This is a genomic window from Streptomyces sp. AC558_RSS880 (genome assembly GCF_019049255.1).
Lineage (GTDB): Bacteria > Actinomycetota > Actinomycetes > Streptomycetales > Streptomycetaceae > Streptomyces.
The window spans coordinates 227,849-251,648 of the sequence record NZ_JAGMUJ010000040.1; the positions used below are offsets into that span (position 1 = coordinate 227,849).

21 protein-coding genes are annotated in these 23,800 nt (G+C 73.8%); 13 read left to right on the top strand and 8 right to left on the bottom strand.

Features of this window, described 5'->3' with window-relative positions:
* Positions 1–129 precede the first annotated feature (129 nt).
* From KUM38_RS17870 to KUM38_RS17880, 3 genes are all read right to left on the bottom strand, one after another.
* A complete protein-coding gene (locus KUM38_RS17870; protein ID WP_217130371.1) occupies positions 130–2,394 on the bottom strand; it encodes a molybdopterin oxidoreductase family protein in 2,265 nt (754 codons plus the stop codon).
* A 92-nt stretch (positions 2,395–2,486) separates the two neighbouring features.
* On the bottom strand, positions 2,487–3,104 hold the full coding sequence (locus tag KUM38_RS17875; protein WP_217130458.1) for a TetR/AcrR family transcriptional regulator: 618 nt from the start codon (positions 3,102–3,104) through the stop codon (positions 2,487–2,489).
* Complete coding sequence (locus KUM38_RS17880; RefSeq protein ID WP_217130372.1) at positions 3,104–3,721, bottom strand: hypothetical protein; 618 nt, start codon at positions 3,719–3,721, stop codon at positions 3,104–3,106. The genes KUM38_RS17875 and KUM38_RS17880 overlap by 1 nt, the downstream gene beginning before the upstream one ends.
* A gap of 176 nt (positions 3,722–3,897) precedes the next feature.
* Here KUM38_RS17880 and hmgA point away from each other — a divergent pair, with 176 nt between their 5' ends.
* Genes hmgA through KUM38_RS17895 form a run of 3 tightly spaced genes read left to right on the top strand, consistent with a single transcriptional unit; the run spans position 3,898 to position 7,236 of the window.
* Positions 3,898–5,250, top strand: coding sequence for a homogentisate 1,2-dioxygenase (gene hmgA, locus KUM38_RS17885; RefSeq protein ID WP_217130373.1), 1,353 nt, complete (start codon positions 3,898–3,900; stop codon positions 5,248–5,250).
* Between the two features lie 27 nt (positions 5,251–5,277).
* Entirely contained in the window at positions 5,278–6,027 is a 750-nt protein-coding gene (locus tag KUM38_RS17890; RefSeq protein ID WP_217130374.1) for a GntR family transcriptional regulator, read from the top strand.
* 24 nt (positions 6,028–6,051) lie between these two features.
* Positions 6,052–7,236 carry a type ISP restriction/modification enzyme gene (locus KUM38_RS17895; RefSeq protein ID WP_217130375.1) on the top strand — a complete coding sequence of 395 codons (1,185 nt, stop codon included), beginning with the start codon at positions 6,052–6,054 and terminating at the stop codon, positions 7,234–7,236.
* Positions 7,237–7,283: 47 nt separating this feature from the next.
* Here the strand turns inward: KUM38_RS17895 and KUM38_RS17900 are convergent, their stop codons facing one another.
* Positions 7,284–7,997, bottom strand: a complete 714-nt coding sequence (locus KUM38_RS17900) for a TetR/AcrR family transcriptional regulator (protein ID WP_217130376.1) — start codon at positions 7,995–7,997, stop codon at positions 7,284–7,286.
* Between the two features lie 63 nt (positions 7,998–8,060).
* Here KUM38_RS17900 and KUM38_RS17905 point away from each other — a divergent pair, with 63 nt between their 5' ends.
* Positions 8,061–9,032, top strand: a complete 972-nt coding sequence (locus KUM38_RS17905; protein ID WP_217130377.1) for an ATP-binding cassette domain-containing protein — start codon at positions 8,061–8,063, stop codon at positions 9,030–9,032.
* Complete coding sequence (locus KUM38_RS17910) at positions 9,029–9,811, top strand: ABC transporter permease (protein WP_217130378.1); 783 nt, start codon at positions 9,029–9,031, stop codon at positions 9,809–9,811. The genes KUM38_RS17905 and KUM38_RS17910 overlap by 4 nt, the downstream gene beginning before the upstream one ends.
* A gap of 200 nt (positions 9,812–10,011) precedes the next feature.
* Here the strand turns inward: KUM38_RS17910 and KUM38_RS17915 are convergent, their stop codons facing one another.
* The 3 genes from KUM38_RS17915 to KUM38_RS17925 form a co-directional block, all read right to left on the bottom strand.
* On the bottom strand, positions 10,012–10,287 hold the full coding sequence (locus KUM38_RS17915) for a hypothetical protein (RefSeq protein ID WP_217130379.1): 276 nt from the start codon (positions 10,285–10,287) through the stop codon (positions 10,012–10,014).
* Positions 10,288–10,413: 126 nt separating this feature from the next.
* Positions 10,414–11,232: an anti-sigma factor domain-containing protein gene (locus KUM38_RS17920; RefSeq protein WP_217130380.1), complete on the bottom strand. Its 819-nt coding sequence runs from the start codon at positions 11,230–11,232 to the stop codon at positions 10,414–10,416.
* Positions 11,229–11,771 (bottom strand): sigma-70 family RNA polymerase sigma factor, encoded by a 543-nt coding sequence (locus KUM38_RS17925; protein ID WP_217130381.1) that lies wholly within the window; start codon positions 11,769–11,771, stop codon positions 11,229–11,231. Before KUM38_RS17925 ends, KUM38_RS17920 begins: the two co-directional genes overlap by 4 nt.
* A 243-nt stretch (positions 11,772–12,014) precedes the next feature.
* Between KUM38_RS17925 and KUM38_RS17930 the strand changes: the two genes are divergently transcribed.
* The 4 genes from KUM38_RS17930 to KUM38_RS17945 all read left to right on the top strand — a co-directional run bounded on the left by KUM38_RS17930 (position 12,015) and on the right by KUM38_RS17945 (position 18,504).
* On the top strand, positions 12,015–13,547 hold the full coding sequence (locus tag KUM38_RS17930) for a DUF4331 domain-containing protein (protein ID WP_217130382.1): 1,533 nt from the start codon (positions 12,015–12,017) through the stop codon (positions 13,545–13,547).
* A gap of 98 nt (positions 13,548–13,645) precedes the next feature.
* Positions 13,646–15,316 carry a lipopolysaccharide assembly protein LapB gene (locus KUM38_RS17935; protein WP_217130383.1) on the top strand — a complete coding sequence of 557 codons (1,671 nt, stop codon included), beginning with the start codon at positions 13,646–13,648 and terminating at the stop codon, positions 15,314–15,316.
* Positions 15,313–16,833, top strand: coding sequence for a nickel transporter (locus KUM38_RS17940; protein WP_217130384.1), 1,521 nt, complete (start codon positions 15,313–15,315; stop codon positions 16,831–16,833). The genes KUM38_RS17935 and KUM38_RS17940 overlap by 4 nt, the downstream gene beginning before the upstream one ends.
* Positions 16,834–16,911: 78 nt before the next feature.
* Complete coding sequence (locus KUM38_RS17945; protein ID WP_217130459.1) at positions 16,912–18,504, top strand: serine/threonine-protein kinase; 1,593 nt, start codon at positions 16,912–16,914, stop codon at positions 18,502–18,504.
* A 3-nt stretch (positions 18,505–18,507) separates the two neighbouring features.
* Here the strand turns inward: KUM38_RS17945 and KUM38_RS17950 are convergent, their stop codons facing one another.
* Entirely contained in the window at positions 18,508–19,314 is an 807-nt protein-coding gene (locus tag KUM38_RS17950) for an SGNH/GDSL hydrolase family protein (RefSeq protein ID WP_217130385.1), read from the bottom strand.
* A gap of 600 nt (positions 19,315–19,914) precedes the next feature.
* Here KUM38_RS17950 and KUM38_RS17955 point away from each other — a divergent pair.
* The 4 genes from KUM38_RS17955 to KUM38_RS17970 all read left to right on the top strand — a co-directional run bounded on the left by KUM38_RS17955 (position 19,915) and on the right by KUM38_RS17970 (position 23,703).
* Complete coding sequence (locus KUM38_RS17955; protein WP_217130386.1) at positions 19,915–20,736, top strand: glycosyltransferase family 2 protein; 822 nt, start codon at positions 19,915–19,917, stop codon at positions 20,734–20,736.
* Complete coding sequence (locus KUM38_RS17960) at positions 20,733–21,731, top strand: glycosyltransferase family 2 protein (protein WP_217130387.1); 999 nt, start codon at positions 20,733–20,735, stop codon at positions 21,729–21,731. The genes KUM38_RS17955 and KUM38_RS17960 overlap by 4 nt, the downstream gene beginning before the upstream one ends.
* Positions 21,724–22,524 carry a polysaccharide deacetylase family protein gene (locus KUM38_RS17965; protein ID WP_217130388.1) on the top strand — a complete coding sequence of 267 codons (801 nt, stop codon included), beginning with the start codon at positions 21,724–21,726 and terminating at the stop codon, positions 22,522–22,524. The genes KUM38_RS17960 and KUM38_RS17965 overlap by 8 nt, the downstream gene beginning before the upstream one ends.
* Before the next feature lie 84 nt (positions 22,525–22,608).
* Positions 22,609–23,703, top strand: coding sequence for a DUF5925 domain-containing protein (locus KUM38_RS17970; protein WP_217130389.1), 1,095 nt, complete (start codon positions 22,609–22,611; stop codon positions 23,701–23,703).
* The last annotated feature ends 97 nt before the right edge of the window (positions 23,704–23,800 follow it).

Below are 23,800 nucleotides of genomic sequence, written 5' to 3' on the forward strand. Positions count from 1 at the left end.
GGATACCTAACGTTCGCCCTTGAACTCCCACCAGGGCCGGCGGTGCGTCGACGTTAGGTTCCGTAAAGCGGCGTTAACAAGATGTTGACCTGCGAGCAATAAGCGCAAAACCCCAGGTCACAGCTTTGCTCAGGTCAGAGCACCGAACGTTTTGGTCACGGTGGCGGTCAGCGGGGCCACCTCGACGGGCACCCCGTTGAGGACGGCGTTGCCCGACAGCGGGTCGAGGAGGCTGCCGTCGAGGAGCTGGTTGACGTTGGCGCCGGGGTCGGCGGCGGCGTGCCGCATGCGGGTGCCGGGCCGGTCGTGGCCCCAGCCGTGCGGCAGGCTCACGACCCCCGGGCGCACGCCGTCGGTGACCTCGGCGGGGGCGGTCACCTCTCCCCCGGCGCCCTTGATCCGCACCGGCTGTCCGTCCCGTACGCCGAGGCGTGCGGCGTCCTCCGGGTGGAGGTGCAGGGTGCAGCGGTTGGAGCCGCCGGTGAGGGCGGGCACGTTGTGCATCCAGCTGTTGTTGGAGCGCAGGTGGCGGCGGCCGACGAGGACGAGTCCGGCGGGGCGTTCGCCGAGGGCGGCGCGCAGTCGGGGGAGGTCGGCGGCGATCGGTTCCGGGAGCAGTTCCACCTTGCCGCTGCGGGTCTTCAGCGGCTGGGGCAGCCGCGGGCGCAGGGGGCCGAGGTCGATGCCGTGCGGGTGGGCGAGCAGTTTCTCCAGGGTGAGTCCGTCCGGGTCGGCGCCGAAGCCGTCGCCGTACGGGCCGAGGCGCAGCATCATGTCGAGGCGCCGTTCGGGGCCGTTGTCACCGGTGAGCAGGGCGGCGAGTTCCTCCGGGTCGCGGCCGTGGACCGGGGAGTGCGGCTCCCGGACCGCCTTGGCGAGGGTCTGGCCGATCACCATGGCGTCCACGGCGCCGGGGTCGGCGCCGTGCATGCCGGTCGCGGCGAGGACGAGCCGGGCCAGGATCTCGGTCTCGGCCATCCGGCCGGGCTCCAGGGGGACGGCGGGGCGGGTGTAGCGGACCTGGTTGCGCACGGCGAGGGTGTTGAAGGCGAAGTCGTGGTGCGGGCTCTGCGCGGGCGGGGGCGGCGGCAGGACGACGTCGGCGTGGCGTGAGGTCTCGTTGAGGTACGGGTCGACGCTCACCATGAAGTCGAGCGAGCCGAGCGCCTTGTCGAGCCGGTCGCCGTCCGGGGCGGAGAGCACCGGGTTGGCGGCGACGGCGATGAGGGCGCGGATCGGCTCGCCGTCGTCGGTGGCGGTGTCGATCTCCTCGGCGAGGGCGGAGAGCGGCAGTTCGCCCTTGGCCTCGGGGTGCCGGCTCACCCGGGAGTGCCAGCGTCCGAGGGCGAAGCCGCGGCCGGGTCCGGCGGGGCGCGGGGTGCGGTCGGTGGCGGCCTGCGGGAAGAGGGCGCCGCCGGGCCGGTCGAGGTTGCCGGTGAGGATGTTGAGGACGTCGACGAGCCAGCTGGCGAGGGTGCCGTGCGGGACGGTGCAGCTGCCGATGCGGGCGTAGACGGCGGCGGTGGGGGCGGCGGCGAGTTCCCGGGCGAGGGTGCGGAGGGTGGCGGCGTCGACGTCACAGGCGGGGGCCACGGCTTCGGGGGTGAAGTCGTGCAGCGCCGCGGCGAGTTCGTCGAGCCCCGTCAGGTGCGGCGCCAGTTCCCCCGGGTCGGCCAGGCCCTCGTCGAACAGGGTGTGCGCCAGCGCCGCGAGCAGCAGCGCGTCGGTGCCGGGGCGTACGGCGAGGTGCCGGTCGGCGAGGCGGGCGGTGCGGGTGCGGCGCGGGTCGATGACGGTGAGGGTGCCGCCGCGGGCCTTGAGCGCCTTGAGCCGGCCGGGGAAGTCGGGTGCGGTGCACAGGCTGCCGTTGGACTCCAGCGGGTTGGCGCCGATCAGCAGCAGGTGGTCGGTGCGGTCGAGGTCGGGTACGGGGATGGCGTTCGCGTCGCCGAAGAGCAGTCCGCCGGCGACGTGCTTGGGCATCTGGTCGACCGTGGAGGCGGTGAACAGGCTGCGGGTGCCGAGCCCGGCGATGAGCACGGGCGGGTAGAGGGCTCCGGCCACGGTGTGGACGTTGGGGTTGCCCAGGACGAGGCCGACGGCGTGCGGTCCGTGCCGTTCGACGACGGGTCGTGTCCCGGCGGCCACGGCGTCGAACGCCTCCGCCCAGGTGGCCTCGCGCAGTTCCCCGTCGACGCGGACGAGCGGGGCGCGCAGCCGGTCGGGGTCGGAGTCGACGGCCCCGAAGGCGGCGCCCTTGGGACAGATGAAGCCCTTGCTGAACACGTCGTCCCGGTCGCCGCGGGCGCCGGTGACCCGGCCGTCGTCGATGGTGAGCGTCAGGCCGCAGGTGGCCTCGCACAGGGGACAGATACGAAGGGCGGTGCGGGACACGGGGCCTCCCGGGTGCGGCGGCTGCGACGGCGCGCGGACACGCCGAGCATACCGACCGGTACGCACGGTGGGGAGGGGGTCGCCGGGGCGGCTCAGTCCAGCGTCCGGGCCAGGTACGCGCGCAGCATCTCCCGCAACTCGCCGATGACCTTCTCGTCCCCCTCGGGCACCATCCGGAACGCCAGGTGGACGAGGGCGTCGGCGGTCTCGACCGCGATGAGGAAGGTGCGGCGCAGGTCGTCGTCGGCCTCGCGGTCGAGGTAGCCGGAGAGCAGGTCGGTGAGGCGGTCGGCGACGCGGTGGTTGGGTTCGGCGCGGCGGGTGCCGACGGGTATCTGGTTGCCGAAGTCGACGAGGGAGAAGCCGGGGGCGGTGCGCTTCATGTCAAGGTACTCGTCGAGCACGACGTCCATGGCGTGCCGCCAGCCCCGGTCACCGGTGACCCCGAGGCGTTCGGTGACCCGTTCCGTGAAGCGCTCCAGGTTGCGCTGGGCCAGCGCGTCGGCCATCTGGCGCTTGTTGCCGAAGAAGCGGTAGACGGAGCCGATGGGCACGCCGGCGCGCTCGGCGACGGCACGGGTGCTGAGGTCGTCGTAGCCGGCCTCGTCGAGGAGTTCGGCGCAGGCGTCGAGGATCCTGGCCAGCCGTTCGGCGCTGCGCCGCTGCACCGGCGCTCGGCGGAGCGATGTCGCGTGGGGCACGGGGCTCATCATGCCTGCTCGTCCCCGCCCGGTGAACCTCGCCCTCCGCTACGGTCCCGCCCGTCCGTTTCGCGCCCCTGTCCCGGGGGTGGCGTGGCGGCCGGCTCGGCGCTCGGGCCGGGGCCCGGCTCCCGGTCCGACACCGTGATGTCGGCCGTGCTCTCCACGGGCTCGCCGTCCACGGCCCACACCGAGCCGTCGTCGGCGTACAGGCGGGCGGTGACGTGGTGCGTGCCGCGCGGGACGGAGTGGCCGGGGAGGTGGTACTCGGGGGTGCGCAGCAGGGCGACGCGGCGGCCGTTCAGCTCGAGGTGCGCCAGACCGCGGCCGGCCACCGCGCGCCCGCCGGTGCCGTCCGGTGAGAAGCGGAAGTTGCGCACGGTCAGCCGTACGTCCCAGCCGCCGTCGGTGTCGGGGGTGACCTCGACGCCGACGGCGGGCGCGTCCTCCTCGTCCACCTCGCGGTAGGGGCGGCCCTCCTCGTCCCGCTCGTCCAGGAGTTCACCGGCCGGCGAGGACGGCTTCCCGTCCTGCCCCCGGGCACCGCTCGGACCGCAGCCCACGGATCCGGCCAGCAGCGCGACACAGACCGCGAGCGCGGTGATCAGGCTCCGCGTCCACGACATGCCCGGGAGCGTAGAACACGGGTGCGACCTCGCGGATCCCCCTGAAGTCGGGTTCCGCGTCCTCCGTGAAGAGGAGGAGGCCGGAGGGGGGACGGAGATCGCGCGGTCCCCTTGCGCCGCGGAAATCGCAATCCTATGGTGTCGCATAGGAATCCGACCGCAAGGGAGCACCGGGCATGAGCGATGGGGGTACCACCCGCGCGAGCGCGTTCGAGCGCGGGGGAGCGCGCAAGATCGCCGAAGGGCTGGAACACCTCTCCGGCTTCGGCAACGAACACAGTTCCGAGGCGGTCCCGGGCGCCCTGCCCGAGGGCCGCAACGCGCCGCAGCGCGCACCGCTCGGGCTGTACGCGGAGCAGCTGAGCGGTACGGCGTTCACCGAACCCCGCGCGGAGAACCGCCGCTCCTGGCTGTACCGGATCCGCCCGTCGGCCGCCCACCCGGCGTTCACCCGCACGGGCAACGGATCGCTGCGCACCGCGCCCTTCACCCAGACCGTGCCCGACCCCAACCGGCTGCGCTGGAACCCGCTGCCGGAGCCCGACGGGGGCACCGACTTCCTGGCCGGACTGTGGACCCTGGGCGGCAACGGCGACGTCACCCAGCGCACCGGCATGGCCGTGCACCTGTACCACGCCACCGCCTCGATGGACCGCGTCTTCAGCGACGCCGACGGTGAGCTGCTGATCGTCCCCGAGCACGGCGGGCTGCTGCTGCGCACGGAGTTCGGACTGCTGCATGTGGAGCCGGGACACATCGCGTTGATTCCTCGTGGGGTGAGGTTCCGTGTGGACCTCCTCGAGGACTCTGCCCGCGGTTATGTGTGCGAGAACTATGGGGCGGCGTTCCGGCTCCCCGACCTCGGCCCGATCGGCGCCAACGGGCTGGCCAACGCCCGGGACTTCCGGGCGCCCGTCGCCGCGTACGAGGACGTCGAGGGGCCGGTGGAGGTGGTGAACAAGTTCTGCGGCAACCTCTGGTCGGCCACCTACGACCACTCCCCGCTGGATGTCGTCGCCTGGCACGGCAACCATGTGCCCTACGCCTATGACCTGCGCCGCTTCAATGTGATGGGCACCATCTCGTACGACCATCCGGACCCGTCGATCTTCACGGTGCTGACGTCTCCGAGCGACACCCCGGGGCTGGCCGGGGTGGACTTCGTGGTCTTCGCGCCCCGCTGGCTGGTGGGCGAGGACACCTTCCGGCCGCCGTACTTCCACCGGAACGTGATGAGCGAGTACATGGGCCTGATCGAGGGCGCGTACGACGCGAAGGCGGAGGGCTTCGTGCCGGGCGGGGGCTCGCTGCACAACATGATGTCGGCGCACGGCCCCGACCGGGAGACGTTCGACCGGGCGAGCGCCGCGGAGCTGCGCCCGCAGAAGATCGACGACGGCCTGGCCTTCATGTTCGAGACCCGCTGGCCGGTGTCGCTGACCCCCCAGGCGGCACGGGCGGAGCACCTGCAACAGGGCTACGACACCGTGTGGCAGGGACTCGAGCGTCACTTCCAGCCGTTGCACTGAACGTTCTCCGACCGGTACGGATAGCCCGTGACCTCCTTCGCTCCGGATTCGATCGTCCTGAACCGCAAGTTGCCGCTCTGGTATCAGGTGTCGCAGTCGCTGCGCGCCTCGATCCTCGGCCGCTCGCCCCAGGACCCCCTGCGTCTGCCCACCGAGGAACAACTGGCCGGGCACTACGGGGTGAGCGTGCTGACCATGCGGCAGGCGCTGAAGGAGCTGGAGGACGAAGGGCTGATCACCCGCCACCGCCGGCGCGGCACGTTCATCGAGCCCGGCGCCCGGCGGGGCGCCCCGGTACGGCTGCTGGGCTCGGTGGACGCGATCGTGGCCCAGCAGTCCGGCATGACGACCGAACTGCTGGCGCACGGTCCGGCGCCGGTGCCGGCGGAGCTCGCCGAGCACTTCCCGGACCTGTCCGAGGCGGCCGCGTACCACCGGCTGCGCAGCGACGAGAAGACGGGCGAGCCGACCAACCACGCCCGCAACTGGGTCCGTCCCGAACTGGCCGCCCGCATCGACCCGGACGACCTGGTGCGGTGGCCGATGACCAAGGTGCTGCGGGACGTCGTCGGGGCGGACATCGGCCGCATCACGGACACGGTGGAGGCGCGGCTCGCGGACCCGGAGACGGCACGGCTGCTCCAGGTCCCGCTGCTCAGCCCGATCCTGCACTACACGGGCATCACCTACGGCACCGACGGCCGGCCCCTGGACGTGGCCGTCATCCACTACCGGGGCGACCGCTTCTCCTTCACGGTGACGCTGGACGCCACCTGATCCGCCGCGCCCACAAGCCGTACGATGCCCTGCGTGACGCACGACGACGCTCCGCTGCTGGCGGACCTCATGCCGTGGTCCGTCGCACCGCCGCGGCTCGGCCGGGGGTGGCCGGCGGCCCCCGACGCGGCGTCCCTGAAGGCCCGTTGGGACGCCCTGGTGAAGGCCGAGGGGCCGGACCGCGAGGCGCTGTTCCAGCCGACGCGCTCCCGGACGCCGCACACGGCGGTCGGCCAGCTGCCGGGCCGCAGCGGCGGCACGGAGAAGCTGGCCCGCGCGTCGGGCCCGTGCCCCGAGCCGGTACGGGTCCTGTACGCCCCGTTCGACGAGCAGTGGCTGATCCCCGACCAGCGGCTGATCGACGCGGCCCGGCCGGAGTTGTGGCGGGTGGCGGACGAGCGGCAGATCTTCGTCGTGGAGGCGGGCACGGCCCAGGACCTCACGGGTCCGCCCCTGCTGGCCACTTCCCTGCTGCCGCTGCTGCGCACCGGCCGCGTCCGCCCGCTGTACCGCCGGCCGGACGCCGCGGAACCGAACCTGGCCCCGGGCCTGACGGAACACCTCGCCACCCGGCTCGGCCGGGACACCTCGCCGGTGGACGTCCTCGCCTGGGCGATGGCGGCGGCGCGCGCCACGCCCGCCGGGCTCGCGGTGCCGCTCACCGGGGACGCCGGCGTGTGGGACCGGGGCGTCGCGGTGGGCCGCCGGATGCTGTGGCTGTCGCGGCGCGACGGGGAGCGGCCCAGACTTCCCGGCGGGCGCCGCCCGTACGTACGCGCCCCGTTGCCCTCCCGGCCGGTGACCGTGGAGTACGACCGGGACGAGGAGGCCCTGCTGCTCGACGGGGGCCGCATCTCCCCGGTGCCGCCCGGGGCCTGGGACTTCGAGGCCGGCGGTGTGCGGGTGCTGGAGCAGTGGTTCGCGGCCCGCACGGAGCCGGCCGAGCCGGGCACCCTGGCCGCGATCGGGCCGGCCGCCTGGCCCCAGACCTGGACCTCGGAGCTCCTGGAACTGATCACGGTCCTCGCCCTGCTGGCCGAAGTGCGCCCGGAACAAGGGGCGCTGACGGACCCCGCCCTCCCCGACCCGGTCACACCGGCCGAGCTGCGCGCGGCGGGCGTGCTCCCGGTGCCGTCCTCCGCCCGCCGCCCCGCCTCGGTGCTGGACGCCCGCGAGGAGGGGCCGGAGGGCCAGCTCGCATTGATCTGAGGGCCGGCTCACGCCGGTCCGAGGGCCGGTTCACGCCGACCCGAGGGTCAGTCGCGGGGTTCGAAGCCGTCCAGCATCCGGCCGATCGCCCGCTCGAACACCGCCTCCAGATCGATCGGCCCGGCGTCCTCCGCGAAGGCCGCCGCCATCCGCGGGTACTCACCGGTCGCGATCCGGCCGCCCAGGTAGGCGATCCGGACGGCGTCCTCCTGCTCCTGCGACCAGGGCAGCGAGCGGGTGCGCTCGGCGGTGGCCAGCTCGTTGGTGACGTAGGTCGTCACGATGCCGTTCAGTATCGCGATCAGTTCCAGCTTGGTGCCGTAGGACCCGGGGAGCGTGTCCAGACAGGCCAGGCAGTGCTCGAGGTAGCGCAGGGAGTTGGGGCTGAAGCCGTAGACCGGTGACATCAGCCGCGGCAGCCACGGGTGGCGGTGCATCAGCGCGCGGGTCTGGTGGGCCGCCCGGAGCATGTCGGCGCGCCAGTCACCGCTCGGCTCCCACAGTTCGTGCTCGCCGCCGGCCGCGTCCACCATCAGCTCGTACAGGTCCTCCTTGCGGGGGACGTAGTTGTACAGCGACATGGTGCCGCAGCCCAGTTCGGCGGCGACGCGGCGCATGGAGACCGCGTCCAGGCCCTCGGCGTCCGCGATCCGCACCGCCGCCGCCGCGATGTCGGCGCGTGTGTACGCCGGTCGCGGTCCACGGCCGGTGCGCTCGGGGCGCGCCCAGATCACTTGGGGTTCGGCCGCTCGGCCCGCCATCGGTCATCACCTCTCCCCCCATCATAATTACGTACGCCGTACGTAATGCGCTATGGTCGCCTCATGACTACTACGTACGCTGTACTTAGTGAGGGTCTGGAGAAGCGTTTCGGGGAGGTCCATGCCCTGCGCGGGCTGGATCTGGCGGTGGCCGAGGGCACGGTGTGCGGGGTGCTCGGGCCCAACGGCGCGGGCAAGACGACGGCCGTCCGGCTGCTGACCACGCTGTTGCGGCCCGACGCGGGCTCCGCGCGGGTCGCGGGCCACGACCTCGTACGGGAGGCCGCCGCCGTACGGCGCAGGATCGGCGTCACCGGGCAGGACACCTCGATCGACGGGGACCTCACGGGCCGCGAGAACCTGCGGCTGTTCGCCCGGCTGCACCGGGTGGACGGGGCGGCCGCACGGGCCGCCGAGCTGCTGGACCGCTTCGGACTGGCGGAGGCGGCCGACCGGCCGGCGTCCGGCTGGTCGGGCGGCATGCGGCGCCGGCTGGACCTGGCGGCGAGCCTGATCCGCCGCCCCGAGGTGCTGTTCCTGGACGAGCCGACGACCGGGCTCGATCCGGCGAGCCGCAATCTCATCTGGGACGCGGTGCGGGAACTGACCGGTGAGGGCACGACCGTGCTGCTCACCACCCAGTACCTGGAGGAGGCCGACCGGCTCGCCGACGACATCGCCCTGGTGGACCGGGGCCGGGTCGCGCACACCGGCTCGCCGGCCGAGCTCAAGGCGCTGGTCGGCACGCACGCCGAGGTGGTCGTGGCGGACGCGGAGGCGCTGGTGGCGGCGGCCGGGGTGCTCGACCGGCTGACGGGCGCCCAGCCGTCCCTGGACCGGGAGCGCAACGCCGTCGGCGCGGTCACCAAGGACGCGACACTCACCCTCCCGCACCTGGTGCGCACGCTGGACGCGGCGGGCGTGCCGCTGCTCGACGCGAGCCTGAGGCCGCCGACCCTCGACGACGTGTTCCTGCGGCTGACCGACGGCCCCGGCCCCCACCACCCCTTCGACGACAAGGAGCGTGCCGCGTGAGCACGTTGGCGTACGACGGCACCGCGATGCTCGGCCGGCAGCTGCGGCGGATGCGGAACAACCCGGGGCTGCTGGTCCTCACCCAGACGATGCCCGTCAGCATGCTGCTGTTCTTCGGCTACGTCTTCGGCAGCGCGCTCGCCGTGCCGGGCGCGGAGTACCGGTCCTTCCTGGTGCCGGGGCTGCTGGTGGCGACGGCGGCGGGTGGTGTCATGACCGGCATGTTCCAGTCGGCGCAGGACGTCCACCGGGGGGTGACGGACCGGTTCCGCACGCTGCCGATGAGCCGGGCGGCCGTGCCGGCGGGCCAGGCGGTGGCGGACGTGCTGGTGACGGCGGCCGGGACGGTGCCGTTCCTGCTGGTGGGGCTCGCGGTGGGCTGGCGGGTGGAAGGCGGCGCGCTCGAGGCCGTGGGCGCCGTCGCCCTGTTGCTGCTGTTCCGGTTCGCCTGTGTGTGGATCGGGATGTACCTCGGTCTGCTCACCCGGAACGAGGAGGCGGCCGGTCAGCTGGGCGGGGCGACCTTCCTGCTGCCGCTGCTGTCCAGCGCGTACATCCCGACGGCGGGGCTGCCGGACGGGCTGCGTACGGTCGCGGAGTGGAACCCGATCAGCGCGGTGGCGACGGCGCTGCGGGACCTGTTCGGCAACGCGCCCGTGCCCGACGGGGCGGCCTGGCCGGTGGCGCATCCCGTCGCGGGGTCACTGGGGTGGTGCGCGGTGCTGCTCGTGGTGTTCGTACCCCTGGCGGTACGGCAGTACGGGCGCGGGAGGGGGTGAGGCTCCCGGGGCGGATGTCAGGTTCCTGCCAGGGTGGGGCCGACCGGTGCGCCCCCGGAGCACTGCCGGGTGGGAACGGGGGCGCCGGCACGGGGAAGTGCCGGTGTCGGACCGAGCGCCGGACGCCACCGGTGCCGCGGGGACGACGGACGGGGCGGGGCGCCGCGCCGGGACGGTGGTGGGCCGCCCGGGCGCTGGCGCTACCGGCTGCCGAACAGGGAGCGGCGCAGTCGACGCAGCGGGGCGAAGAGCGAGACGCGGCTCGCCCGGGCCCGCGCGCTCCTGGCTCCGCGGTCGTGCGCGGTGTCACGCGCGATGAGCTCGCGCATCAGCGACGTCGCCTCGGCCGCCTCCCGCTGCGGGACCGCGGGTCCCCCGAGGACCGAGAGATGGCGGTCGAGGCGCGAACTGGTCGCGCTGCTGCCGCAGGTGATCGCAGGGACCCTGGCCCTGCTGCGCACTGTTATCTGTTCCATGTCACTCCCCACCCGTACGAGTCCACCCGGCCCGGGCAGGGTAACCCTATCGTCCCGTTCGGGCACTCGTGTATCGAGGCCACAGGATTCACCTTCCCCGTAAGGGGGTTGACGAACACGCGTCGATCACTCTCCGAATCCGACCGTTTTCAGGGCGAGTTGAACGACGGGCTGCGAGGTGGGCCGCGGTGACCCGCCATCGGGTTCGACGGTCACGGCGAGTGACGTCGCGGCGGTGTCGAGGCCGGAGGCGATCAGGGGCGTGTCGCCCTCGAACAGCCCCAGGGAACGCGGTCGTGCGTCCGGGCCCATGAGCCAGAGCTGGCGCACACGTCCGTTCGGGGGGTCGCCGTATCCGCCGAGGGTGACGACCGCGCTGCGGGTCGATGCGGAAGCGATCACTCCGATCGTGCGGCCGCGCGCGTCCCGGCCGCTGCTCGAGCGGGCGTCCGGGGCGGCGAGAACGTGGGCGATCTCACGTGACCGGTCGCGTTCGGCGGTCAGCTGGTCCCGGGTCCGGTCCGCCTGGACGGCGAAGAGCGCGGCGACGACGAGCGCCGCGGCGGCGGTGGCCGTCGCGAACGGCACGAACAGCGGCGTGCGGCGCCGCTCGCGGGGGCCCGGCGGGGGCGCGGTGCCCCAGACGTGCGGCGGGAGTCGCGTGGCACGCGCGCGTGCCGGTTCCCGGGGCGCGGGTTCCTGCGGGGTGGTCCGTACGGCGGCCAGGACCCGGTCCCGCAGCGCGGCGGGCGCGGGGGCGGCCGTGGACCAGGCGAGACGGACGGCGTCCTCGGCGAGGGCCCGCACCTCGGCGGCACAGCGGGCGCAGGACTCCAGGTGCCTCTCGAAGCGGACGCGTTCGGCGGGTTCCAGGGCGTCGAGGGCGTAGGGGGCGGCGAGCGAGTGCGGGTCCCCGCGGCGCGGCAGTCGGTCGAACAGGCTCATGCCGCGCCTCCCAGGCAGTCGCGCAGGCGGGTCAGTCCGTCGCGCATACGGGTCTTGACCGTGCCCAGCGGGAGGGACAGCCGCTCGGCCACCTCCCGGTAGGTGTAGCCGTCGTAGTAGGCGAGGGTGACCGACTGTCTCTGGAGTGCGGTGAGGCGGTCCAGGCAGCGGCGCACCCACTCGCGTTCGAGTCCGGCCTCCACCTCCTCGGCGACCTGGTCGAAGGCGGGGCCGGGGCCGCGCCGGGCCTCGCGCTGCTCGCGTTCGCCGGCCGCGCGGGCGCTGCGCACCCGGTCGACGGCGCGGCGGTGGGCGAGGGTGAGGACCCAGGACAGCGCGCTGCCCCGGCCGGGGTCGAACCGCGCGGCGGAGCGCCAGAGTTCGAGCAGCACCTCCTGGGCCACCTCCTCGGACTGGGCGGGATCGCGCACCACGCGCCGCACCAGCCCGTACACCGGCCCGGAGACCAGCCCGTACAGGTCCTCGAACGCCTTCTGGTCACCTCCGGCCACCAGCACCAGCAGCTCGTCCGCCTCCAACGCGCATCCCCCTCTCCGGCCCCGGCGGGCCGTCCGGTCACACGAGGCGTGCGCGGCGAGCGAGCCTCCGGACGGTAAGTACGGATCAACGGACCGAAAACGCGGGTCGGCAGCGGGAAATGCTACGGGCGTACGGGCCCGGCGGGAGGGGGTCCGGACGAATTCCCGAACTCCACCCATCCGGCCCGCCGTCCGCTCCGAAAACCAGTGCGTCAAGGCAAGTCGGCACTGAGGACGGACGGCATGACAACTGACTCCAGGACCGGTGCGGGGCGCGGGAGTCTCGCGACCCTGATCTGTGGTGCGCTGGCCGCCGGGGGGCTCGCGGCCGCCGGCGTGACCGCGCTGGACCCCGAGGCGGCCTCCGCCTCCAGCCATCGGGAGGCCCCGCTGATCTCGGGCACCCCGCAGTACGACAACACGGACCTGTACGCGTTCGTCAGCCCCGACAGGCCGGACACGACGACGATCATCGCGAACTGGATCCCCTTCGAGGAGCCGGCCGGCGGACCGAACTTCTTCACGTTCGCCGAGGACGCGCAGTACGACATCCACATCGACAACAACGGGGACGCGCAGGGCGAGCTGCTGTTCCGCTACACGTTCAGGACGCACACGAAGAACGACAAGACGTTCCTCTACAACACCGGCCCGGTCACCGGTCTGGACGACCAGGATCTCAACATCACGCAGACCTACGACATCGAGCTGCTGAAGCTGAAGGACCAGCACGCGGTGTCCCGTACGAAGATCGCGGACGACGTCCCGGTGGCGCCGTCGAACGTCGGCAAGGCGTCCATGCCGGACTACGACACCCTGCGCGAGCAGGCCGTGCGCGAACTCGCGGGCGGGGCGACGACGTTCGCCGGGCAGGCCGACGACCCGTTCTTCCTGGACCTGCGGGTCTTCGACCTGCTGTACGGCGGGAACCTCTCCGAGGTCGGCAACGACACGCTCAAGGGCTACAACGTCAACTCCCTGGCGCTCCAGGTGCCGACCGACATGATCACCGAGTCGGCGGACCAGCCGGTCGTGGGCATCTGGTCGACGACGCAGCGCAAGAACGCCGAGGGGCACTTCGTGCAGGTGTCGCGGCTGGGCAACCCGCTGGTCAACGAGGTCGTCAACCCGCTGAAGGACAAGGACACGTTCAACGCGTCCGCGCCGTGGGACGACGCGCGGTTCCTGAAGAACGTCACCGAACCGGAGCTGCCGAAGCTCATCGAGGCGATCTACGAGATCGACGCGCCGGACGAGCCGCGCGACGACCTCGTCGACGTGTTCCTGAAGGGCGTCGAAGGGCTCAACCAGCCGCCGCACGTGAGGCCGTCGGAGATGCTGCGCCTGAACACGTCGATCGAGCCGGCCGCCGAGCCGAAGCGGCTGGGCGTCCTGGACGGGGACAACGCCGGCTTCCCCAACGGGCGGCGGCTGACGGACGACGTGATCGACGCCGCGCTCCAGGTCGTCGAGGGGGAACTGGTCGGCGCGAAGAACGACCTGGGGGACGCGGTCGACGCCAACGACAAGGAGTTCGGGGCGTCCTTCCCGTATCTGGCGAACCCCACGGAGGGGTCGCGCGGCCCGCTCGCCAAGGGCGTGGACGGCGGCAACGACGTGCGCAACCAGCTCGGTGACGCGCTGCGGCCGGCGGGTGCGGAGGGGGCCGACGACACGGCCCTGATCGCCGCGTCCGCCGGTGCGGGAGCCGGCGGGCTGCTGCTGATCGGAGCGGCGCTGATGTGGTGGCGCCGGATGCGCGGCCGGGCGTACTGACCCGCCCCGCCCTGACCTGACCGGCGCGGCCCGCCCCCACGGCACGGGCCGCGCCGCCGACCCCCGCACCACCCGGCGAACGACCGAGGAGCAAGGCCATGCCTGCGCGTACGAACGACAGCCCTCCGGACGGCGGGCGCGGCACCGAACCGCCCGCACCGGCGGAGCCCCGCCACGACAGGACACGGGACGAGGCGGCACATCACCGCGGCCCGGACGAGGGACGTGCCCGGACGGGGGCCCAGGGGCGGCCGCCCCGGAAGACGGACCGACGGGGCGTGCCACGCGTGCCACCGGCCGCCCCGCACGCCGGCAGCGACGGTCGGGGTCCCGGAGCGGCCGGTCCGGACGGCGCGGGGCAGCGGGTCGGCACGGGGCAGCGGGTCGGCACGGGGCAGCGGGTCGGCGCGCCACGGTGGTTCCCCGCTGCCGTGCGGCGGTCGCGCGGGGCGCGTCGCACGGTGTGCGCCGGGCTGCTGGCCGTCGCGCTGACCGCCGGGGCCGTCGCGGTGGGGGAGGGAGGGGACGAGGGGCGGGCCGGGGCGGCCGGTGCCGCGCCGGCGGTCGTCGCCGGGGTGCTCGCCGGGGGCGAGCTCGGCGCCGGAATCCGGTCGCTGCAGGCCCATCTGCGGGCACAGCCACGGGACTTCGGCGGCTGGGCCACCCTCGGGACCGCCTATGTCGAGCAGGCGCGGACCCAGGGGGACCCCTCGCGCTATCCGCAGGCCGAGCGGGCGCTCGAGCGTTCCCTCGCGCTCGAACCCGGCAACGAGCAGGCCCTCGCCGGGCAGGCCGCCCTCGCCGCCGCGCGGCACGACTTCACCGGCGCCCTGGCCTACGCCGACCGGGCGCTGGAGCAGAACCCCTACAGCGAACGCGCCCTGTGCTCCCGTATCGACGCGCTGGTCGAGCTCGGCCGGTACGAGGAGGCCGCCGGGGCCGCCACCACCGCCGACCGCAGGCGGCCGGGGGTGCCCGTGTTCACGCGGTACGCGTACGTACGGGAGCTGCGCGGCGACGGGCGCACCGCGCGGGAGGTGCTGCGGCGGGCCCTGGACAGCGCGTCCTCGCCCGCGGACGTGGCGTACGTCGCGACCGCGCTGGGACAGCTCGCCTGGAACCGGGGCGAGTACGGGACGGCTCTCGCGCACTACGCGCGGGCGCTCGCCGCCGACGACGGCCACCTCCCCGCCCTGGAGGGCCGGGCCCGCGCACAGGCCGCGAGCGGTGACCGCGCGGGCGCCGTGAAGACGCTGGAGCAGGTCGTCGCCCGCTCCCCGCTGCCCGGCCCCCTGGTCGCGCTCGGCGAGCTGTACGAGGACCGCGGCGCCGACGGCGACCGCGCGAGGGCACGCGACCAGTACGCCCTCGTCGACGCCTGGACCGCGCTGGCCCGGGCCGGCGGGGTCGAGGCCGACCTGGACACCGCGCTCGCCGCCGCCGATCACGGGGACACCGGTGAGGCGCTGCGCGCGGCCCGTGCGGAGTGGGACCGGCGGCACAGTGTGCACACCGCGGACGCCCTCGCCTGGGCCCTGCACGTCAACGGCCGCGACGAGGAGGCCCTTCCGTACGCCCGCCGCGCCACGGCCACCGGCTACCGCAGCGCCGCCTTCCTCTACCACCGGGGCATGATCGAGAAGGCCACCGGGCACGACCGCGCCGCCCGCGGCTCCCTCACCGCCGCGCTGGAGCTGAACCCCGGCTTCTCCCCGCTCGGCGCCCGTGCGGCCCGGGCCGCGCTGAAGGAACTGGAGGGGGCGCGTTGAACCTCCGCCGCCGCGTCGCCGCCGGTGCCGCCGTCCTCACCGCCGCCAGCGCGCTCGCGCTGGTCCCGGCCACGACGGCGAGCGCGCACCCGCTCGGCAACTTCACCGTCAACCGCTACGACGGGCTGGTGGCCGCGCCCGGTGAACTCCGCGTCCACCACGTCGAGGACCTCGCCGAGATCCCGGCCGCCCAGGCGGGGCCGGACCTCGAGCGGCTGGGCTGGGACGCCTGGGCCCGGCAGCGCTGTGCCACGGCCGCGCGGGACAGCGAGGTGCGCGTCGACGGGCGGGCGGTCCCGCTCACCGCGGGCACCGCCCGCGTGCGCGTGCGGCCCGGTCAGGCCGGGCTCGACACCCTGCGCGTGGAGTGCCGGCTGACCGCGCCCCTCCCCGAGGGCGAAACGGTCGGCCTCCGCTTCCGCGGGGCGGGCGCGTCGTCCGGGCCGGGCTGGCGGGAGATCACCGCGCGGGGCGACCGTACGACGCTCACCGCCTCGGACGTGCCGACGGCCTCGCCGTCCGGCACACTGACCCGGTATCCGGAGGAACTGCTCTCGTCCCCGGCCGACACCAGGACCGCGACCCTGCGCGTCCGTCCGGGCGGTCCGGCCCTGGCGGCGGAGGAGGCCGAGGCGCCCGCCTCCGCCGTACTCCCGCGCGGTGCCGACCGCTGGACCCGCGCGCTCGACGACCTCGTCGCCCGGCACGACCCGACCGCGGGTTTCGCCGCGCTCGCGCTGCTGGTCGCCGTCGGGCTCGGCGCGGCGCACGCGCTCGCCCCCGGTCACGGCAAGACGCTCATGGCCGCGACGGCGGCGGCGCGCGGAGGCGGGGCCCGGCTCAGGGACGTCCTGCCCATGGCCGCCTCGGTCACCGTCACCCACACGCTCGGCGTGGTCGCCCTGGGCCTGCTGGTCACGGCCGGTTCGGCCGCCGCGCCCTCGGTGATCGCCTGGCTGGGCATCGTGAGCGGCGCACTGGTCACCCTGGCCGGCGCGAGCCTCGTACGCCGGGCCCTGCGCAACCGGAACCACACGCACCACCACGAACACGCGCACGGTCACCCGCACCACCACGAGCACGGCCACGCACACCCTCCTGAGCACGGTCACCCGCACCCGCGGGGACACACGCACACCCACGGCGGTCGCACCCACACCCATCCCACCGCCCCCACCCTGCGCGGCACGATCCTGCTCGGTTTCGCCGGCGGGCTGGTGCCCAGTCCGTCCGCCGTCGTGGTGCTGGTCGGCGCCGCCGCGCTCGGCCGGGCCTGGTTCGGGCTGCTGCTCGTCGTCGCGTACGGCGCCGGGCTGGCCCTGACGCTCACCGCGGCCGGGTACGCGGTCGTGAAGGCGGGCAGCGGTGTGGCCGGGCTGCTGGCCCGGCGCCCCCGCTGGACGACGGCCCCGTGGGCGGCCCTCGTGCGCCGGAGCGCGCCCCTGGGGTCGGCGTTCGTCGTCGTGGCCCTGGGCGCCGGATTGGTGTTCAGGGGGGCGGCATCCGCACTCGGCTGAGCTACTTTCACAAGGAAAGGGCGAATTCGTCCGGACGCGAAGGGGGGCGCCGTGTCCGAGGAACCGGGCGGTGAGCGGGTGGTCGCGGGCCGGTACCGGCTGCTGTCACCGCTGGGCGAGGGCGGCATGGGGACCGTGTGGCGGGCCCGCGACGAGGTGCTGCACCGCGAGGTCGCCGTCAAGGAGGTGCGCGCCCCGGCCGGGCTGCCGGCGTCCGACGTGGAGCGGATGTACGCCCGGCTGGAGCGGGAGGCGTGGGCGGCGGCCCGGATCGCCGACCGGAATGTGGTGACGGTGTACGACGTGGCGATGGAGGACGGCCGTCCGTGGATCGTCATGGAGCTGGTGCGCGGTCTGTCGCTGGCCGAGGTGCTGGACGCGGAGGGGCCGCTGTCTCCGCGGCGGGCCGCGCACATCGGTGCGGAGGTGCTCGCCGCGCTGCGGGCCGCGCACGGGGCGGGGGTGCTGCACCGGGACGTGAAACCGGCCAACGTGCTGATCGCGAACGACGGGCGGATCGTGCTCACCGACTTCGGGATCGCCATGGTCGAGGGCAGCTCGGCGCTGACCATGACCGGGGAGGTCGTCGGTTCGCCCGAGTTCCTCGCGCCGGAGCGGGCGCTGGGGCGCACGCCGGGGCCCGAGTCGGACCTGTGGTCGCTCGGTGTGCTGCTGTACGCGGCGGTCGAGGGCCACTCGCCCTTCCGCCAGGACACCCCGCTGAGCACCCTGCGGGCGATCGTCGACGAGGAGCTGCCGCCGCCGCGCCGGGCCGGTCCGCTCGCCCCGGTCGTCGAGGGGCTGTTGCGCAAGGATCCGGCCGAGCGGCTGTCGGCGGAGCGGGCACAGCAGGAGCTGCGGCTCGTCGGGGCGGGGGGCGCTCCCCGCGCGGACACGGCGCGTTCGGTGCCGTACGCCCCGACGGTGGCCGCGCTGCCGCAGCCGTACCCGCGGACGTACTCGCCCGCTCCCCCGGCGCCGGCCGCGGGAGCGCCGGCGGCGACCACCGGGGTCACCCGGCCCGGGCGTGACCGGCGGGCCGCGGTCGCCCTGGTGGCGGGCGTGGTCGCCCTGGCCCTGGCGCTGGCCGGGCTGGCGTACGCGCTGCTGGACGGCGGGGACGGCGAACCCGGCGCCAAGGGCACCGGGGGTCGGGCGAGTTCGCCCGCGCGGACCGGTGACGACGGGGGCGGCGGCGGGACGCCGAAGACGGACGGTCCGGCGCCGTCCCCCACCGCGAGCGAGGAGAAGGAGGAGGAGAAGTCCACTCCCCCGCCGCAGACGGTGTCGGTGACGGTGACCGGCGCGCACACGGAGTACTCCGGGAGCTGTCCGCCGGCGCACGAGGAGGCGCCCGCGTTCACGGCGACGTTCACGGTGGGGCGGTTGCCGGCCGAGGTCTCCTACCGCTGGGTGGCCGAGGACGGCTCGGTGGACGATCCGGGCTGGCGGAAGCTGTCGTTCCCCGAGGGAGGCGGGCGTACGAAGCACGACACGGTGGTCGTGACGACGTACTCGGAGACCGGGGTGTTCGAGAGCGGGATCGGCGTGGAGGTCCGGGAGCCGGTGCGGACGACGTCCGAGACGGTGCCGTTCTCGGTGGCGTGTGAGCCGGAGACCCCGTCGGGCGGGGCCTCCGCTTCTCCTTCCGGTTCGGACGACGGGTACTGACGGTCAGGCCGCGGCGTCGAGCACCGGCAGATAGCCGCCGGACTGTCCGGCGGCCGTCGGGTGGTACGAGTTGCCGATGTTGAACCAGTCCACGCTGTGCAGCCAGGAGCTGCCGGAGCAGATCTCGTGGCCGGTGAAGGTGGTGCGTACGTCGCCGAAGGTGAAGCCGTGGGCGCCGGCGCGCCGGGCGATGGCGTTGTCGAGATAGTCGGCGGCGTCGTTGATCGCCTTCCGCTTGGTCTCGGAGAGACCGACGCAGGAGGTGCCGAGCCGGTAGAAGCGGGGGTAGCCGAGCACCACGACACGGGCGTTGGGGGCCCGGTCGCGGATCGCCGAGTAGACGCTGTCGAGCCTGCCGGGGAGTGTCGAGTCGACGTACGCCCTCGCGGTGGCGATGCGCGAGAGGCAGGAGCTGTCGGACTGGAGCACACAGGTCGTCATGACGTCGGCGAAACCGGCATCGTTGCCGCCGACGCTGATCGAGACCAGGCCGGTCGAGGTGGAGAGCGGGCCGAGCTGCCCGGAGAGAACATCACCCGTTCGGGCGCCCGAGCAGGCCGTGAAGTGGAAGGACGAGGGTGAGTTGGCGGCCGCCCAGAGGTAGGGATGGGCCTTCGTGCTGCGCTTGCAGTCGCCGCTGTCGGAGGTGTAGCTGCCGGCTCCGACGCCGGAGGCGTAGGAGTCGCCGAGGGCCACATAACCGCCGGCCGCGGCCTGTTGGGACGCTTGGGCCGTCGCGGCCCCGGTGAGGGCGGTGGTGACGGCGAGGAGGAGTGAGCCGAGGAAGAGGACAATTCGGGAACGTCTCATGGAACCTCCCTTTAGCAGGATCTCTGCCGCAACCGTGGTACCAACTACGCGTGTTGACCGGAAGTGTTCATGCCAAAACTGTTGCTGTTCATTCCTGGACGAAATCCGGTCGGGCGGACTTTCGGCCCTTGACGCCCCCTACGGTGTGCGCCACATTGAAGCCCGTCATCCGACGCTTCGGGGGGAAAAGTCGGCCATGCGGACACACACATCCCGGCAAGAGACTTACGTAACGGCCAAACCGACGAAAACGTGAGCGGGCGTTCCAGGTCTTGCCATTCGGGCTCAATCGTCAATACCGTCATACATCTCACTCGCGGCGGTCCGTCAGCAAGCGGTTCCAGGGGAGGGCTCAGGACCGGGACGAACCGACGCGGGGCGCGGTAGGGGGGTGCCGTGCCCGGTGACCGCAACGGTGACCGGGCCGTGCCGCGCGGTCGGCCGGCTTTTCCGCGGCCGACCAGATTTGCCAGCTCACCCGGCGTGCACGTCGGTTCCGTCCGTCGTGCCGTGAGGTGAGAGCAACCCCCCTTTCGAACCGGACGAACAGCCGGGCCGCCCGAGGGGCGGGCGGTCCACCGGACGAGAGGGACCAGACTCATGAGTTCCGTTCTGCAGCCGGCGACCGAGGACCAGGATCCGCCGGTCGCCCGCACGTACCGGCCCGTCTCCTCTCACCTGGCCATAGCGCCGCCGGTGAGCGTGGTGATACCGGCCATGAACGAGGCGGAGAACCTGCCGTACGTCTTCAAGACGCTTCCCGACTGGATCCACGAAGTGGTCCTGGTCGACGGCAACTCCACCGACGACACCGTCGAGGTGGCCCGCGAACTGTGGCCCGGCGTCAAGGTCGTCGGGCAGCGCGGCAAGGGAAAGGGAGACGCGCTGCGCTCCGGGTTCGAGGCCTGCACCGGCGACATCATCGTGATGGTCGACGCGGACGGCTCGGCGGACGGCAACGAGATCGTCAGCTACGTCTCCGCGCTGGTCTCCGGCGCGGACTTCGCCAAGGGGTCCCGCTTCGCCAACGGCGGCGGCACCGACGACATGACGTTCATCCGCATGCTGGGCAACCGGGTGCTGTGCGCCGCCGTCAACCGCAAGTTCGGCGCGCGGTACACCGACCTCTGCTACGGCTACAACGCCTTCTGGCGGCACTGCCTCGACAAGATCGACCTCGACTGCACCGGCTTCGAGGTCGAGACCCTGATGAACATCCGGGTCGTCAAGGCCGGCCTCAAGGTGCAGGAGATACCCAGCCACGAGTACCTGCGCATCCACGGCACGAGCAATCTGCGGGCCGTGCGCGACGGGCTGCGCGTGCTGAGAGTCATCCTCGGGGAGCGTTCCAACCGGCGTGCGCTGCGCCGGCGTCCGCACCCCTCGCCGCTGCTCGACACGGGCCGGGGGAAGGTGTCTTGAGCGATCCCGGCACCCCGGGCGTCTCGGTCGTGATCTGCGCCTACACCGAGGACCGCTGGGAGGACGTCCTCGCGGCGGTCGCCTCGGTACGGGCGCAGTCACGGCCGGCCCTGGAGACCCTGCTGGTCGTCGACCACAACCAGGACCTCCTGGACCGTCTGGGCAAGGAGTACGAGGAGGCCGACGACGTGCGGGTGCTCGCCAACGCGGGCCCCCGCGGCCTGTCCGCCGGCCGCAACACCGGAATCGCCGCCTCGCGCGGCGACGTCGTCGCCTTCCTCGACGACGACGCCGTGGCCGAACGCGACTGGCTGAAGCACTTCGCCGAGGCGTACGACGATCCGCGCGTGATGGCGGTCGGCGGGCGCACCGAACCCCTCTGGGCGTCGGGCCGGCGGCCCGACTGGTTCCCCGAGGAGTTCGACTGGGTGGTGGGCTGCACCTACCGGGGCCTGCCGCGCGGGCGGGTACGGGTGCGCAACGTGCTCGGCGGCAACGCCTCCTTCCGGCGCGAGGCCTTCGCCGCGGCGGGCGGCTTCGCCACCGGCATCGGACGCGACGGGAACAAGCGTCCACTGGGCGGGGAGGAGACGGAGCTGTGCATCCGCCTCAGCCGCGCCCGGCCCGACGCGGTCCTGCTGATCGACGACCGCGCGGTGATCCACCACCGGGTGCCCGAAGTCCGGGAGCACTTCCGCTACTTCCGTACGCGCACCTACGCCGAGGGGCTGTCCAAGGCGCTGGTGGCCCGCAGCGTGGGCGTGGAGAAGGGGCTGGAGTCCGAACGCCGGTACACCACGCGCGTCCTGCCGGCCGGGGTGGTGCGGGGACTGCGCGACGCCCTGCTGGCCCGCCCGGGCGGCGCGGGGCGCGCGGGGGCGATCGTGGCCGGGGTGCTCACCGCGGCCGGCGGCTACCTGGTGGGGAGCGTGCGCGCCCGGCGGGGCGGGGTCACGTTCTCCGTGGTGGGCATCGAGGAGGCCCGCCGTGACTGACGTACGCGTGCCGGTCCTCATGTACCACGCGGTCGCGGCCGACCCCAACGAGGCGACCCGCGCCCTGTCCGTGACCCCGGAGGCGTTCGCCGAGCAGATGGCGGTGATCGCGGACCGGGGCCTCACCCCCGTCACCACGGCCGAACTGGCCGCGCACTGGCGCTCGGGCCGCCCGCTGCCCGCCCGGCCGGTCCTCGTCACGTTCGACGACGGCTACGAGGGCGTGCACCGGCACGCGCTGCCCGTGCTCGCCAAGCACGGGTTCCCGGCCACCCTGTTCGTCTCCACGGGCTGGCTGAGGGGGCCGTACGACACCGGCGGCGGCCTGGACACCATGCTCGACTGGGACCAGGTGCGCGAACTGGCCGGCGCGGGCGTCGAGATCGGCGGGCACAGCCACAGCCATCCGCAGCTCGACCAGCTCGACGAGGGCCGGCTGCGCTCCGAGCTGATCCTGTGCAAGGAGATCGTCTCGGACCAGCTGGGCTCCGCACCCGCCTCGTTCGCGTACCCCTACGGCTACTCCAGCCGCCGGGTGCGCCGGGCGGTGCGGGAGACCGGGTACGCCCAGGCCCTCGCCGTCGGCAACGGCCTCGCCCGCCGCTCCCAGGGTCCGTACGCCCTGCGGCGCGTCACGGTGCGGCGCTCGACGGACACCGCCGAGTTCGAACGGCTGGTGGAAGGGCGGGCCGTCGCGCGGACCTTCGCCCGGGACCGCGCGCTGACCAAGGGGTACGCGGTGGTGCGCCGGGCCCGGCGGGCACGAGGGCTGATCCGCCGGCCGCCGGACTGAAAGCGGGCGGCCGGCTACGGCCGTGTGCCGCGTGCGCCCCGGAAACCGGGTGCACGCGGCGCCCGTGTGACCGATCATGGCGGCATGTCCTCGCACCCGCACGACGCACTGCCGATCCGGCTCAACGTCGACGACAGCGACTCCCCGTCCGATGTCGTCGACGCGCTGTTCCTCGGCCGCTTCGCGACGGGCGAGCAGCCGTACTCGCACGCCGTCAACATCGACCGCGTACGCTCCGGCGCGACCCTGCTGCCCGCGGACGCGCGGGTGCTGCGGATCGCCAGGGACGACGACCGCAGCGCCACCCTGGCCGAGGGCGAGGGCTGGACCCTGCTGGTCTCCCGCTGGAACCGGGGCGCCGACGTCACGGTCACCGCGACCAGCGCCGACCTCGCCGCGAAGATCCTGGACGAGGCCACCGACGGCGCGGCGGACGAGCCCGAACCGCAGCCGGAGAACGTCACCATGGGCTTCTGGTACGTCTCCCCGCGGCGCGGCCCGCACCGCACCACCCGGCAGATCTCCGCGGGCACCTGGGAGGAGATCCGGCCCAACTACACGGCGCCGGTGGCGGAGGCGATGGACCGCCTGATGAAGACCACCCCCGAGGACATCTCGGGCCGGCTGCTCCTGCTGCACGGCCCGCCGGGCACCGGCAAGACCTCCGCGCTGCGCACGCTGGCCCGGTCCTGGCGGGACTGGTGCCAGGTGGACTGCGTGCTGGACCCCGAGCGGTTGTTCAGTGACGTCGGCTATCTGATGGACATCGCGATCGGCGAGGAGGACGCGACGGGCAAGGGCCGCTGGCGGCTGCTGCTCCTGGAGGACTGCGACGAGCTGATCCGGGGCGAGGCCAAGCACACCGCCGGGCAGGCGCTGTCCCGGCTGCTGAACCTGACGGACGGTCTGCTCGGTCAGGGCCGCAACGTCCTGGTGGGGGTCACCACCAACGAGGACCTGGAGCGCCTGCACCCGGCCGTGGTCCGCCCCGGCCGCTGTCTGGCCCGGATCGAGGTGGGCCGGCTGACCCGCGCGGAGGCGGTGAGCTGGCTCGGCACCGAGGAGGGCGTCGGCCGCGAGGGCGTGACCCTGGCCGAGCTGTACGCCCTGCGCCGGGGTACCTCCCCCACGTCCCTCCCGGAACCACGGGGCGACGCGGACGCGGGCCTGTACCTGTAAACAGGGGGTGGCAGCACCCCCCCAGGGGCGCGGGGCCGTGCCGACTTGCGGCTCCGCCGCGCGGGCGCGACCAGCCACAACGAACCTGCACCCGGCG

Coding starts and splice junctions, on each gene's coding strand:
- KUM38_RS17920 (WP_217130380.1), bottom strand. CDS start 11,232: ATGAGCCTGTTCGACCGACTGCCGCGCCGCGGGGACCCGCACTCGCTC.
- KUM38_RS17905 (WP_217130377.1), top strand. CDS start 8,061: ATGACTACTACGTACGCTGTACTTAGTGAGGGTCTGGAGAAGCGTTTC.
- KUM38_RS17915 (WP_217130379.1), bottom strand. CDS start 10,287: ATGGAACAGATAACAGTGCGCAGCAGGGCCAGGGTCCCTGCGATCACC.
- KUM38_RS17950 (WP_217130385.1), bottom strand. CDS start 19,314: ATGAGACGTTCCCGAATTGTCCTCTTCCTCGGCTCACTCCTCCTCGCC.
- hmgA (WP_217130373.1), top strand. CDS start 3,898: ATGAGCGATGGGGGTACCACCCGCGCGAGCGCGTTCGAGCGCGGGGGA.
- KUM38_RS17930 (WP_217130382.1), top strand. CDS start 12,015: ATGACAACTGACTCCAGGACCGGTGCGGGGCGCGGGAGTCTCGCGACC.
- KUM38_RS17970 (WP_217130389.1), top strand. CDS start 22,609: ATGTCCTCGCACCCGCACGACGCACTGCCGATCCGGCTCAACGTCGAC.
- KUM38_RS17900 (WP_217130376.1), bottom strand. CDS start 7,997: ATGGCGGGCCGAGCGGCCGAACCCCAAGTGATCTGGGCGCGCCCCGAG.
- KUM38_RS17935 (WP_217130383.1), top strand. CDS start 13,646: ATGCCTGCGCGTACGAACGACAGCCCTCCGGACGGCGGGCGCGGCACC.
- KUM38_RS17880 (WP_217130372.1), bottom strand. CDS start 3,721: ATGTCGTGGACGCGGAGCCTGATCACCGCGCTCGCGGTCTGTGTCGCG.
- KUM38_RS17895 (WP_217130375.1), top strand. CDS start 6,052: ATGCCCTGCGTGACGCACGACGACGCTCCGCTGCTGGCGGACCTCATG.
- KUM38_RS17875 (WP_217130458.1), bottom strand. CDS start 3,104: ATGAGCCCCGTGCCCCACGCGACATCGCTCCGCCGAGCGCCGGTGCAG.
- KUM38_RS17955 (WP_217130386.1), top strand. CDS start 19,915: ATGAGTTCCGTTCTGCAGCCGGCGACCGAGGACCAGGATCCGCCGGTC.